Raw genomic sequence first — 12,794 nt, forward strand, 5'->3', positions numbered from 1 at the left:
AAACTACCGCATTGACCTACCACCAATCAATGTTAAAGCAATAGCTTTAGTTGGTAATTTATTTTAATCTTAAACACAGAAGTCCAAGATATAGTTATCTAATTCATAGCAATGCTATTATTCAAAGCCAAACAGAATACGCAAAATCTTTACAAAGATTTCCATACAATTAATCAAACACATTTATAGAATTGGTAAGTTGTTCTTTCTGCAGATTTGGGATCTCAAAGAATATTAAGTTTTAACAAGAGTAGGCTTCTAAAAAAGAAGTGCTCTGATAAAAAGTAACAGGACAAATAAAAGGCGGAAATTTAAATTATGAAAAAAAATGCATACTCACATCTACTCACAGTCAAAAAAAATATTTAATTATTTGAATATAAATAAATTAAAAAACAATTTAACTTAAAACGAGTAGTAAAAAATTAAAAAAAGAACCGTCATGAGTAGAAAAAAACATCATTAAGAGTTGTTCATTTTTACAATCACGACGGTTTTTCGTCATAAGATATTGCGATACACAAAAAAAGACAAATGTATGCATCGACGTTAACTGCAGTACTAACGACAGAACACTACAAAATCCTTAAGAAAACTTCCCCAAATTATTTCTTATTGTGAACCTTTAGGATATGTTTTTCAACCATATGTTTTGTAATAGGCCGGAGTTGCTTTCTAGTAATAGGATGAATGCCACTGCATGAAAAAAACTCACATTTTCCATCTTGCTTTATATACCAGACCATCGGCCGATCATTGATAAAAAAAGTGGTCGTATCACTAATTTCTATCTTTCTGAAATTTTCTAATACATCCTTATTCAAGGCAACCACATTATCATAGCTCATTTCACCAAATGCTCGATTTTCGTCACAATCAAACTTTTCATAGTGGTCTCCTTTCCAAATCATGCATTTATCATCAAAAACGTCTTTTAAAACAAAAGCAGAAAAAAGAATTCCGCCCAAGAGACTCAATGTCAGCACCACCTTTTTTGACATAGGAGGTTTTATCATCAACTGATGGTTGTTTTCATCCGGTTTTGAGATAGCCATTCTTTCAGAAAAGTAATCTCTCGAAGGCGATGTCCAACTTCCATTATTGCTTCTATGGTCATCGGCATTTACAGGATGATTGGGATCTAAAAACTTCGTATAGGGCCTCTGCTTAAAATCTACCAAGACCGCAATCAAATTTGCGCTTCGGTAATCCTTGAGATTGGTTCCTAACTTCAAGAAGGTACTTAAGGGCTTGAATTTTTCGGTATCGAAATTTTTAATCCACTTTGCAATATCATCTTCAGTCTTAAAACAAAAGAAATGACGAAAAGTAGCAAGATCAGAAAATCTCATTTCTTCTTCGCTGATAAGAAGGCATAATCTTTTAAGATTTGCGGGAGTGGGATCTAAAAGCAAATCTGAATATTTTCCCATTTTTTCTTCTTCATACCGGGTTATGATGGCCTTTTTATATTCTTCAAAATTATTTTTCATATTTATAAATTCAGAATTAATTGGAATCGTTCGGAATTATCGGAATCATCGGAATTCCCTTGCTATCACTAGCAAAAACCAGATTTACTTTGCCTCAGAAATCAGTTCCTGTCCTAACATGCATTTGGGACAAATGTACAAAACTGATTTTACCTCAGTGTTGCTAAACAGGATGGAATGACCATTCGGGAAGTATGATCTTCTCTTCTGTTTTAGCATGCTGAACTTCCCAAAAAAAGGGCCACCACCCATTAAAAACGACGGATTAAAATTTCGAAAAACAGTATCGAAATACAATCCTCTTTGTCAAACTTTAATACTAAAAAGATGAGAAAATTAATTCTAGCTCTGGCTATCATAGCCTCTAGCACCCTGTTTATCTCCTGCACAGCAGATGACACGACAGATGAAGTCAATGGAATGAGCCAGCAAGCAGACGATAGCGGCGGTAATAACACAAACACTTCTACAAAACCACCTCCACCGCCTCCTGTTTTAACACCATAGGCCAAAAAGTATAAATAAAAAAAGTTTTTGTAAAACAGTTTTAGTATTTTCGGGGAAAGATTCTTCTATGAAGCATTACTCCCCGATTTTGCTTTTTTTTATAACATTGATACTCATTTCATGCGGAGAAAGCATGCCCGTAAAAAAAGGAAGTTCTATCACTGACAGTCTCGAGCATTATATGAAGCTGTCTTATGACAATAGATTTTCAGAAGAAAAACAGCTTGACTACAGCAATAAGGCCTACCGCATAGGCGTTGCTTCTAAAAATGACTCTTCTCAATACAAGAGTTTATACAATAAGATAGAACACGATCTTCTTTATGGAAAGGACAGTTCTAGATATTATCTCACGAGACTGAAACATCTGGCACTCAAGACAAAAAGCAAAACGTATCTCGGCGGGTATTACTATCTCTATGCTTCGTATTTTTCAGCAATAAATGTTGACAGCAGCTTTGCCTATTATGATCGTTCAAAAACGGAATACCTGAAAGCAAAAGATAGCCTGAGAGCTGGATATAGCTTATTGATGATGACCGACCTGCAGCGAATTTCTTCTGATTATTATGGCGCTGAAACGACAGCAACAAATGCTTTAGAATGCCTAAAAAACACAGGAAATACGTCCTATCTCGTAGCCGCTTATAATTTCCTAGGTATGTCTTACAAGCAGCTTTTCAATTATGAGAATGCCTTGTTTTATTATGATAAAGCGTATAAAAACACTGAAGACCCTATATCAAAAGACGCAGTAATGAACAATATTGCCTTAGTCTATATGGACAAGAAAGAATATGCAAAGGCAATAGCAATCCTTAAGGTTCTTATCTCTAAAAAAAGTTCAAGCTCAAATACAGAACTCAAAGCAAAAGCAATGGACAACTTGGGATATTCTTATTTTATGTCAAATGATAAAAGAGGAATCACTTATATGCTAGAAGCTTTAAAAATAAAAGATTCTATTCATGATGAATTTGGTTTGTCAGCAAGCTGCCTACATCTTTCGGAATACTATCTCCAAAGCAATCCTGCATTATCAAGAAATTACGCAGAAAGAGCCTATAGCCTAGCAAACAGACTAAAAAATACCGACGATAAGCTTGACGCTATTAAATTTATTTCCAAGACATCGAATTCAAAACAAGAAGCCGACAAACTGTTTTCTGAATATACGAAGTTGAACGATAGTATAAAAATCGTCCGTCAGAAAGCAAAAAATCAGTTTGCGAAAATTCGTTACGATTCCAAACAAGTTGAAGAAGAATCGCTAAAATATCAAGCAGAAAATGCAGAAAACAAGTTAAAAGCAGAAAAAGCAAAACGCAGAAATGAGCTCTTATTACTAACGATATCATTTCTTGTGCTCGTTGGAACGTTGCTATACAGACTATTGAAATCCAGGCATGAAAAAGAAAAGTTTCAAGAGGCTTACAATACCGAAACACGAATTGCAAAAAAAGTACACGACGAGCTTGCAAATGACGTTTATAATGTCATGACATTTGCCTCGACACAAAACTTAGAGAAACCAGAAAAAAAAGAAGCGCTTATACACTCGCTTGATAGCGTATATTTAAGAACCCGGGATATCTCAAGAGAAAACAGCCCTGTCGAATTGGGTGAAAATTTCTCAAGACAGTTAAAAGAAATGCTTTCTGAATACCAGACAGAATCGCTCAATGTGTTGATTAAAGGTATTGATGCTGTCGATTGGATAAAAATAGATGAAAACAAGAAATTGGTAACCTACCGAGTTCTCCAAGAATTAATGGTCAACATGAAAAAGCACAGCCAAGCCACCCTAGCTGTTATTGATTTTTCGACTGCTGATAAAAAAATTAACGTCCAATATTCGGACAATGGCATTGGAATGCCACTTGGAAAAACTATTTTAAAAAATGGCCTTCAGAATGTGGAAAACCGTATAAAAAGCATCCGAGGAACGCTTATTTTTGACATACAGACAAACAGAGGAGTAAAGCTTTCTTTTGGCTATCCTGTTTAAAAAATTTAAGACTATGTTTAAAAAAATTTTGATTGCAGAAGACATTGACAGTATACAGACTTCGGTAATTTCACAGCTCGACCAGCTGACACATGCTGAAATTCATCATGCTAAATACTGTGACGAGGCGTATCTAAAAGTCAAAAAAGCACTGTTAGATGAAGAACCTTATGATTTGCTCATAACAGATCTTTCTTTTAAGCAAGACCATCGAGACACTGTGCTAGAATCCGGGGAAGATCTTATCAGGAGCGTCAAGGAAACACAGCCAGAATTAAAGGTCATAGCCTACTCCATAGAAGATCGTTCCTATAAAATAAAAGCATTATTTGAAGAATGCGGCATAAACGGATATGTATCCAAAGGACGCGAAGGATCGAAAGAACTGGAAAAAGCCGTATTAGCCTTAGCCGGAAGCACCGAAAATTACGTCGCGGCCCCACTTTCTAATATATTTCAGGCCAATAATATCATTGAAATTGAGGAATATGACCTCAAGCTTATCAAATACTTGTCCATCGGCTTGACGCAAGACGAAATAGGCGCCAAATTCAAGAAGCAAGGCAATGTGCCCTCCAGCAACAGCAGCATTGAGAAGAGGATAAACAAACTCAAGCTCTATTTCAAGGCAAAGAACACCATCCATCTGATCAGCAATGCAAAAGATCTAGGACTCATATAACAGCACCCCAAGCCTGCTATTTCTCAACCGACATCCCTGTCGGTTTTTTTATTTTGAGATGCTAAAAAAAACTTAAAAAAACGCCTTTACGGAAAACCGTAAGGAAATGGGCCTGACCAACAGTAAATTTGGGTACCAATCTGCCTAATTTTATGAATCATGGGATACAAAGCTTTAGTCATTTTAGAGATGCCCGATGCCACTGAGGAACAAAAAAATATTTTTAATAACGTCTTATCAAAAGAGCTATGGTTCAAGATCAAGAATCTGAATATGGCTTGGGAAATATCATTTAATCAAAACTGGTCACGCGGAGGAGCTATTGAAGCTATAGAAAATGACCTGAAGAAAGCAAAAAAAATCAGCGGTGTCAAACGAATGGAATATGCCATGCAATTGGATATACAGCTCGTAGTAAAAAGCTGCTGAAGCAGAAATCTACTCCAACTTAGAAGAACAAAAAATCATTCCAGACTAATACAAGCTATAGGCAATCCGAAGTAAAAAGTCTAAACCGTTACTACTGCCTCCATTAGCAAATACCTTGAAGTTATAAAACGTCAGCAATACCATACAAATAATTGATAGGGTAATCAAAAACACTTTTAACAGTCGAAATGAAATCCTTGATTCCTCTTCAACGACCATAGAAACAGAAGTTAAAAAATTTTTCAAAATAGTGGGGTTTTGAAGTAGTGGTTATTTTTTAAAAACGGAAGATATAAAATTTCAACAACTTACAAAAATAATTAGGAAATAAAAATCTGCTACTTATGAATTTTGATTGTATTTTGCTTCTAAAAATCAGTAGATTATATTTTTCTAAAAAAACAAAAAACCCTTCCAATAAAATTGGAAGGGTTTTCGTGGTCCCACCTGGGCTCGAACCAGGGACCACCTGATTATGAGTCAGGTGCTCTAACCAGCTGAGCTATAGGACCGGTTAAGAGGTTGCAATATTACTACTAAATTTAATATGTTGCAAATAATTTAGCAGGAAACTCGCTTTTTTAAGGTGTAAAAAACAAGCTGAATCTTTGCTTTTGCTTCATTCTTTTTAAGAACAACACTTTTTCTGATTTAAAAGCTTGCTTATCTTATTTCTTGGCACAATTCGATCAGCACTCCATTTGTACCTTTTGGGTGTAAAAAAGCGACCAGCTTGTTATCTGCTCCTTTTTTCGGAATCTCATTCAAAACCGTAAAACCCTCCGATTGTAATCTTTTTATTTCTGAAACAATATCCTCAACATCAAAAGCAATATGATGGATACCTTCGCCTTTTTTTTCTAAAAATTTAGCAATCGGACTTTCAGGATTGGTAGCTTTCAAGAGCTCTATCTTATTGGGGCCATTCATAAAAAAAGAAGTCTTCACGCCTTCGCTCGCTACCTCTTCCATTTTATAAGGAGGAGCACCAAAAAGCTTTTCAAAAAGAAGATTCGATTCTTCTAAGTTTTTTACTGCAATGCCAATATGCTCTATTTTTCTCATTGTTTGTCTTATTAGTCTTGATATCGGCAAATATAAAAACTTATTCCCTTTCCTGCCGCTTCAATCTTTTACCTTTGTTACTCAGAACCTTTGCCACTCTAAAATTAATCGTATTTTTGCAGGATGGAAACAAACAGACAGAAAAAAATAGGAAGCGTTCTCCAAAAAGATTTGGTAGACATCCTTCAAGGCGAAGTGAGAAAAAATGGAATCCCGAATTTAGTGATTTCTGTTTCTAAAGTTAGCGTAACCTCAGATTTATCAGTAGCAACCGTACATTTAAGCATTTTCCCACCGGAAAAAGCACCTGAATTATTGGCTGCTATAAAAACAAATACGCCATTAATCAAGCACGACTTATCTCAAAGAGTACGCTTGCAATTGCGAAAAGTACCTAACCTTACTTTTTTTATTGACGATTCGTTAGATTACATCGAAAAAATAGACAAAGCCCTAGCTGGCAAAGAAAATCCAATAGAAAACCGTGACCTGTTAGAAAAAAGAAAAAAATCATAGCTTGAATTTTCCTTTTTACATAGCCCGACGTTACACTGTAAGCTTTAGTAAAAGCAGCGCCATCAATATCATTACCGGCATTGCTTCTCTAGGAATTATCGTAGGTGCCGGCGCTTTGTTTGTGGTGCTTTCTGTTTTTAGCGGCCTAAAAGACTTCAGCCTTTCCTTTTCAAACGATTTTGACCCAGACTTTAAAATCACGAGCGCTTTAGGAAAATCTTTTTTTATTTCCCCAGAACAAGAGAAAAAAATCGAAAAAATCAACGGAATTGCTACAAAGAGCCGCATCATTGAAGAACGCGTTCTTTTTTTATATGAAGGAAAAGAGGTCGTGACATATCTTAAAGGTGTCGACAGCATTTATTCTAAAGTCAATAACGTCGAAAAAAGCCTGAATATAGGTGAATGGCTGGAACCTAAAACACCGCAAGTTGTTGTAGGCTATGGAATTTACCAAAAACTTTCACTCGGATTATTAAGTTACAGCAATCAGTTAGAAGTTTATGTGCCAAAACCAGGCAAAGGTACTATTAATAATGCCGAACAAGCTTTTAACAAATCTGCTATTCTTCCCGTAGGCGTATATGCCGTCAGTGAAGAATTGGATGAAAAATATGTTTTCGCCGATTTGAATCTGGCTCAAGAGCTTTTAGAATTCAAGCCCAATCAAGTAACAGGAATAGAATTCAAGCTTAAGCCTGGAGCTGATGAAGCTGTTATTTCTGAGCAACTCCAAACCATCTTCAACAATAAATTAACCGTAAAAAACAGAGCACAACTAAATGACTCGCTGTATAAGATGCTAAACACAGAGCAGACCGCTCTTTATCTTATTTTTACGTTGGTAATCATACTTACGCTTTTTACCTTGGCAGGAGCTATTATCATGCTGATTATCGATAAAAAAAGCAATCTTACGACCTTATATAATTTGGGTGTCGAAGTCAAAAACCTAAGGAGAATTTTCCTATTTCAAGGTTCTATCTTGACACTTACAGGCGGCAGTATCGGCTTAATTCTCGGAATCATTATTGTGCTTCTACAGCAAAAATATAATCTTGTCATGGTTACACCTTCCATGCCCTATCCCGTAATTTTCAACATAGAGAATTTGGTTATTGTTTTGGCGACAATCTTTTCGCTTGGCTTTATTTCTTCACTCATAGCATCCAGCCGAGTAACTAAAAAACTGCTTGGCTAAAAAAACATTTCTTCCTTAAAAAAATAATCATACATTTGTAATCCAATACTTAAAACTATGATTGTGTTTGTTTTGGCCTAACCACTTTTTAGGCCGCCTTGATTAATAATTTTTTCCGTCGCCTTAAAAACAAGGTGTCGTTCACTATCATATTAAATAATCATGACACAATCAGAACAAAAACAAAGTTTTTTATCTCGCATATTTATTACAATTAAGCAATCTCTAAAAGGAGAGGCAGATTTCGATTATACCTCCGGGAATATCCGCAAAGCAGTTATCCTATTGGCCATTCCTATGGTCTTGGAAATGATGATGGAATCTGTTTTTGCCTTGGTCGATTTGTATTTTGTCGGCCATCTCGAAAACAGCAGCTTTGCCATCCAGACTGTTGGCCTTACAGAATCTGTCTTGACAGTTATCTACTCCTTAGCCATCGGTTTAAGTATGGCCGCGACGGCTGTAGTCGCCAGAAGGATTGGTGAAAAAGATCCTGTAGCCGCATCCAAAGCTGGAATGCAAGCTGTTGTAATAGCAGTTGCCATCAATACTGTCATTAGCATTTTCGGATTTTTATACGCTACAGAAATATTAATGCTCATGGGAGCTTCTCCAGAAGCAGCACTCCATGGTACAAATTTTACAAGAATAATGATGGGCGGAAGCCTCTGCATCGTATTGTTGTTTCTTATAAACGGAATATTCAGAGGAGCTGGAAATGCTGCCATAGCAATGAAAAGCCTTTGGATTGCCAACATCTGCAATATTATCTTTTGTCCTATTTTGATCAATGGCTTCGGACCTATTCCTGCCTTTGGCTTAACTGGCGCAGCAATAGCAACAACTGCGGGAAGAAGCATCGGCGTACTATATCAGCTGTATCATTTATTTAATGGAAAAGGCATTTTAAAAATTGTCGCTTCTTATCTTATTCCAGACTGGAAACAAATCAAAGCGATAATCAAAGTAGCGGCTCCTGGAGTTTTACAGTTTGTCATCGCATCTTGTAGCTGGATTTTTCTAGCGAATCTTGTTGCCGTAACAGGCGGAGACCATGGTTCAGCTGGATATCAGACCGCTTTACGAATCATGATGTTCTTTATTCTTCCAGCTTGGGGACTAAGTAATGCTGCTGCGACTTTGGTCGGACAAAATCTAGGTGCTAAGCAGATTGAGAGGGCTGAAAAATCGGTAATGCAGACTGCAAAATACAATGTCATTTTCATGGCAACCATCATGGTGATTACGCTTTTGGGAGCCGAATATATTGCTGGGTTCTTCACTAATGACCAAGGAGTGAAAGAAATCGCGGTAGAGGCTATCAGAATCATGAGTCTTGGCTATATTTTCTACGGAATCGGAATGGTTTTGATCAATACTTTTAATGGTGCCGGAGACACATGGACACCGACTTGGATTAATTTCTTCGGATTCTGGCTTTTCCAAATACCATTGGCTTATGTATTGGCTAAAAAACTGGGAATGGGACCAACAGGAGTATTTATGGCTGTGCCGATTGCAGAAACGGCCATCACCATTGCAGGTTATATTCTTTTCAAAAGAGGAAAGTGGAAACGCATTGAAGTCTAAAAACAATAAAGGCCTCAGGGTTATGAATCCTGAGGCCTTCTTATTTATATAATTTTATACGAATTTGTAACCGCCAAAAACTTCTTGGATTTCATACAATGTTCTAAACAAACCTTCGGCATCATCGGTTGTGACTAATTTTTGCTTGTATTCCTTGAAACCGGGAATACCTTTGAAATAATTAGTATAATGCCTTCTCATTTCTACAATTCCAACTCTTTCTCCTTTCCAATCCATAGACCAAGTAAGATGGTTCCTTGCAGCCTCGACCCTATCTTCCATAGTCGGTTGCGCTAGTTTTTCACCTGTCTTGAAATAATGCTTAATTTCGTTAAAAATCCAAGGATATCCAATAGCCGCACGGCCAATCATCATACCGTCAAGACCAAATCTATTTTTATATTCTAGTGCTTTTTCTGGAGAATCAATATCGCCATTGCCAAAGATAGGCATGGTAATTCTAGGATTATTTTTGATTCGTTCAATATGTGTCCAATCGGAATGGCCTTTATACATCTGGGCTCTTGTTCGAGCATGTACCGTTAAAGCCTGTACCCCAACATCTTGTAATCTTTCGGCAACTTCATCAATATTAATGGAATTTTCATCCCAACCCAGCCTTGTTTTTACAGTTACTGGCAGGTGTGTGCTTTTGATTACAGCTTTGGTCAGACGAACCATCAAATCTACATCTTTCAAGACTCCGGCTCCAGCTCCTTTACAGACTACCTTTTTGACAGGGCATCCGAAATTAATATCCACCAAATCAGGATTGACTGTTTCTACTATTTTGGCAGAAAGCGCCATTGCTTCTTCGTCGCCACCAAAAATCTGGATTCCTACTGGCCTTTCGTAGTCAAAAATATCGAGTTTCTGACGGCTTTTCATGGCGTCACGGATTAGGCCTTCAGAAGAAATAAATTCGCTGTACATCAAATCCGCGCCATGAAGCTTGCACAATCTGCGGAACGGCGGATCGCTTACGTCTTCCATAGGCGCTAAAAGTAAAGGGAAATCAGGTAATTCTATTTTGCCAATCTTGACCATCTTCTTCATTTTGCTGCAAAATTACGAAATTTTGATTTAATGAAACCCAACCTCATTTTCGGCATTCTAGCAACAAAAACTTAGTATCAAATTGCTAGGAAAAATTTCTGGAAATTGAATGCACCTGAGTGTTCTTTCCAATTAATCTTGAGGACTTCATTGAAAATTTTTCTCATATCTGAAAATTCGACTGGCTTATTGACATAAAGATTGGCGCCATTTTGATAGGTGACTTCCTTGTCTTTTTCTGAACTGGACGTTGAATAGATCACCACGGGAAGATTTTTATACTTTTCGTTCTTCCTGATTTCGATAAGACAGTCTAAACCTGATAATAGCGGCATATTTAAATCCAAAAACAAGATGTCGGGAAGTATGCTTTTGTCTTCTCCTGTAAGATAGTCAAGCATTTCTTTTCCTTTGGCAAACGAAAGCACCGATTTTATTTCGCTGAAATCATCGGCAACTTCCTTAAAAAGCAGGTGCTCTTCGTGGTCATCGTCCAAGAGAGCGATGGCTAATTTGTCTTTTTTCATAAGTAGGTTATTTATGTGGGGCATAAATGTGGCATGTAAAGTTAGCAAAAAACTCGTTTCTTGTTTCATTACAGCAAAAAAAAGACCGTGCCGTTGCACAGTCTTTTTTCTACATTTTTTTATGGTTTATTGCTTATAGAGCAAAGAAGCTAATCGACTATCTCTGTTGTAGACATCGTCAAAAAAGCTCACGTTGCCTTCTTCATCGGCTGAAGCTGTAAAATAGGCTATATAAACAGGAATTTTCTTTTTCAGCGCATAACTGTTCTCTTTTCCAGCATGCATTGCTTTGTCTATTTTTTGAGGTGTCCAATTTTTATCGCCTTCCAGAATTGCTACGGCTAAATCTCTTGCTTTTTCAACACGTACACAACCGTGGCTAAAAGCCCTGCTTTCTTTATTGAATAGACTTTTTGCAGGACTATCATGTAGGTAGATATTGTTTGAATTCGGAAACATAAATTTCACCAATCCAAGAGAGTTTTTATCACCTGGCTTTTGACGTACTTTTCCATTATTCCATTCCATGTTATGATTTGCGAGGTAATTTTTGTCTTTTGCCATTCCGGGCTTTATTTCTTTTTCAATGATACTTTTCGGAATATTCCAATAAGGGCTAAAAACGAGATAGCTCATCTGGCCGCTGAAGACAACTGTCTTATTCATTTCTTTTCCAACGACAACATTCGATTCTAACTTTACCTTTCCGTCTTTGAAATAGCGTACTCTGTAGGAAGGAATGTTCACGGCAATGTACTCGCCATCTTTAGTATAATCCGTAGAAATCCAACGGCAACGTTCCATATTTACCACAATAGATTTAATTCTGTCTTGGACAGAAACATTCAAATGCTTGATCAAATCTGGCGTGATAAGATTGTCCATTTCGCGGGCATTTCTTTTTTTATAGCTTGTGAGTCCTTGCAAAAGTTCCTCGTCAAATTGGCTTTTTCCAGAATCTTTACTTAAATCGCCTGAAACAAAAAGCCTTTTCCTAACCTGTGCGATAGTCTTAGAGCTGTCACCAGGCTTAAGCGACTTGACGCCTGCTTCCATCTCGATTGTTCCCCAGCCGCCTTTTTTTTCAATTTCTCTATAGTGCTGCAAACCTTTTTTTAGGTTGTAGTAAAGCGGCATTAATTCTGAATCATCTTTTTTGAGAAGATTCGGGTCTTTCATAAGCGTGTCTAGGTAAGAAACATACGAGCCTTTTTCACGTGGCAGATACCAACCGGTCTCCCTGCTTTCTTTTGGATCTATGCCATGAAGAACATTTTTAGCATAGAAAAAATACATAGACGAAATCAGCAACTCCGAAGACAAATCTGGATCGCTTTTTTCTTTGGCTTCGTAAAAAAGATCATTTATCTGTTCCTTGTAGGGAATTTGATTCTGCACTCCTTCTGATTTTATCTGATTGACTTTATCAAACAAGACTTCGGCAAATTCGATAAGCCCATCACGATCGTACCAGATATAATGGTAATCGTGTTTTTTATATAGCTCGTTTATTTCGGGCTGAAATTCTTTAAAATCAGGATATTTTGAAAAAAATCCAGCTATTTTGGTACTGTCAAAATGAATTGCATTTTCTTCTGCGTGGACATCAATGCCGGAAAGATCCTTGTCTTTCTTCTTGCAGGATGTTACCGAAAGCAGGCAGGCTAAACTAAAGGCTATTATTGAAATTACTTTTTTCATGAGGTTTGTTCTTTTTACT

The 12,794-nt window shown here is 36.9% G+C and carries 11 protein-coding genes and 1 tRNA gene; 6 read left to right on the top strand and 6 right to left on the bottom strand.

Features of this window, described 5'->3' with window-relative positions; genetic code table 11:
* Positions 1-605 precede the first annotated feature (605 nt).
* Positions 606-1,493 (bottom strand): hypothetical protein, encoded by an 888-nt coding sequence (locus GGR22_RS06220; protein ID WP_121375484.1) that lies wholly within the window; start codon positions 1,491-1,493, stop codon positions 606-608.
* 574 nt (positions 1,494-2,067) lie between these two features.
* On the opposite strand from GGR22_RS06220, the gene GGR22_RS06225 reads away from it, so the two are divergent.
* From GGR22_RS06225 to GGR22_RS06235, 3 genes are all read left to right on the top strand, one after another.
* The gene (locus GGR22_RS06225; protein ID WP_182492962.1) at positions 2,068-4,008 is read left to right on the top strand and encodes a tetratricopeptide repeat-containing sensor histidine kinase; all 1,941 of its coding nucleotides are present in this window, start codon (positions 2,068-2,070) and stop codon (positions 4,006-4,008) included.
* Positions 4,009-4,021: 13 nt separating this feature from the next.
* Positions 4,022-4,690, top strand: coding sequence for a response regulator (locus GGR22_RS06230; RefSeq protein WP_121376237.1), 669 nt, complete (start codon positions 4,022-4,024; stop codon positions 4,688-4,690).
* Between the two features lie 159 nt (positions 4,691-4,849).
* Positions 4,850-5,119 (top strand): hypothetical protein, encoded by a 270-nt coding sequence (locus GGR22_RS06235; RefSeq protein WP_182492963.1) that lies wholly within the window; start codon positions 4,850-4,852, stop codon positions 5,117-5,119.
* A 438-nt stretch (positions 5,120-5,557) separates the two neighbouring features.
* Here GGR22_RS06235 and GGR22_RS06240 read toward each other — a convergent pair.
* A tRNA-Ile gene (locus GGR22_RS06240) sits at positions 5,558-5,631 on the bottom strand.
* A gap of 151 nt (positions 5,632-5,782) precedes the next feature.
* Complete coding sequence (gene mce, locus GGR22_RS06245) at positions 5,783-6,184, bottom strand: methylmalonyl-CoA epimerase (protein WP_182492964.1); 402 nt, start codon at positions 6,182-6,184, stop codon at positions 5,783-5,785.
* A gap of 123 nt (positions 6,185-6,307) precedes the next feature.
* Between mce and rbfA the strand changes: the two genes are divergently transcribed.
* The 3 genes from rbfA to GGR22_RS06260 all read left to right on the top strand — a co-directional run bounded on the left by rbfA (position 6,308) and on the right by GGR22_RS06260 (position 9,491).
* Complete coding sequence (gene rbfA, locus GGR22_RS06250) at positions 6,308-6,700, top strand: 30S ribosome-binding factor RbfA (protein WP_121375489.1); 393 nt, start codon at positions 6,308-6,310, stop codon at positions 6,698-6,700.
* 1 nt (position 6,701) lies between these two features.
* Entirely contained in the window at positions 6,702-7,901 is a 1,200-nt protein-coding gene (locus GGR22_RS06255; RefSeq protein ID WP_182492965.1) for an ABC transporter permease, read from the top strand.
* A gap of 162 nt (positions 7,902-8,063) precedes the next feature.
* Positions 8,064-9,491: an MATE family efflux transporter gene (locus GGR22_RS06260; protein ID WP_121375491.1), complete on the top strand. Its 1,428-nt coding sequence runs from the start codon at positions 8,064-8,066 to the stop codon at positions 9,489-9,491.
* Positions 9,492-9,545: 54 nt separating this feature from the next.
* Here GGR22_RS06260 and dusB read toward each other — a convergent pair whose 3' ends face one another.
* From dusB to GGR22_RS06275, 3 genes are all read right to left on the bottom strand, one after another.
* Complete coding sequence (gene dusB / locus GGR22_RS06265; protein WP_182492966.1) at positions 9,546-10,538, bottom strand: tRNA dihydrouridine synthase DusB; 993 nt, start codon at positions 10,536-10,538, stop codon at positions 9,546-9,548.
* A gap of 86 nt (positions 10,539-10,624) precedes the next feature.
* Positions 10,625-11,074: a response regulator gene (locus GGR22_RS06270; RefSeq protein WP_182492967.1), complete on the bottom strand. Its 450-nt coding sequence runs from the start codon at positions 11,072-11,074 to the stop codon at positions 10,625-10,627.
* Positions 11,075-11,200: 126 nt separating this feature from the next.
* Positions 11,201-12,775 carry a L,D-transpeptidase family protein gene (locus GGR22_RS06275; RefSeq protein ID WP_182492968.1) on the bottom strand — a complete coding sequence of 525 codons (1,575 nt, stop codon included), beginning with the start codon at positions 12,773-12,775 and terminating at the stop codon, positions 11,201-11,203.
* Positions 12,776-12,794: the final 19 nt, after the last annotated feature.

This window comes from Flavobacterium gossypii (assembly GCF_014138495.1).
Classification (GTDB): Bacteria; Bacteroidota; Bacteroidia; order Flavobacteriales; family Flavobacteriaceae; genus Flavobacterium; species Flavobacterium endophyticum.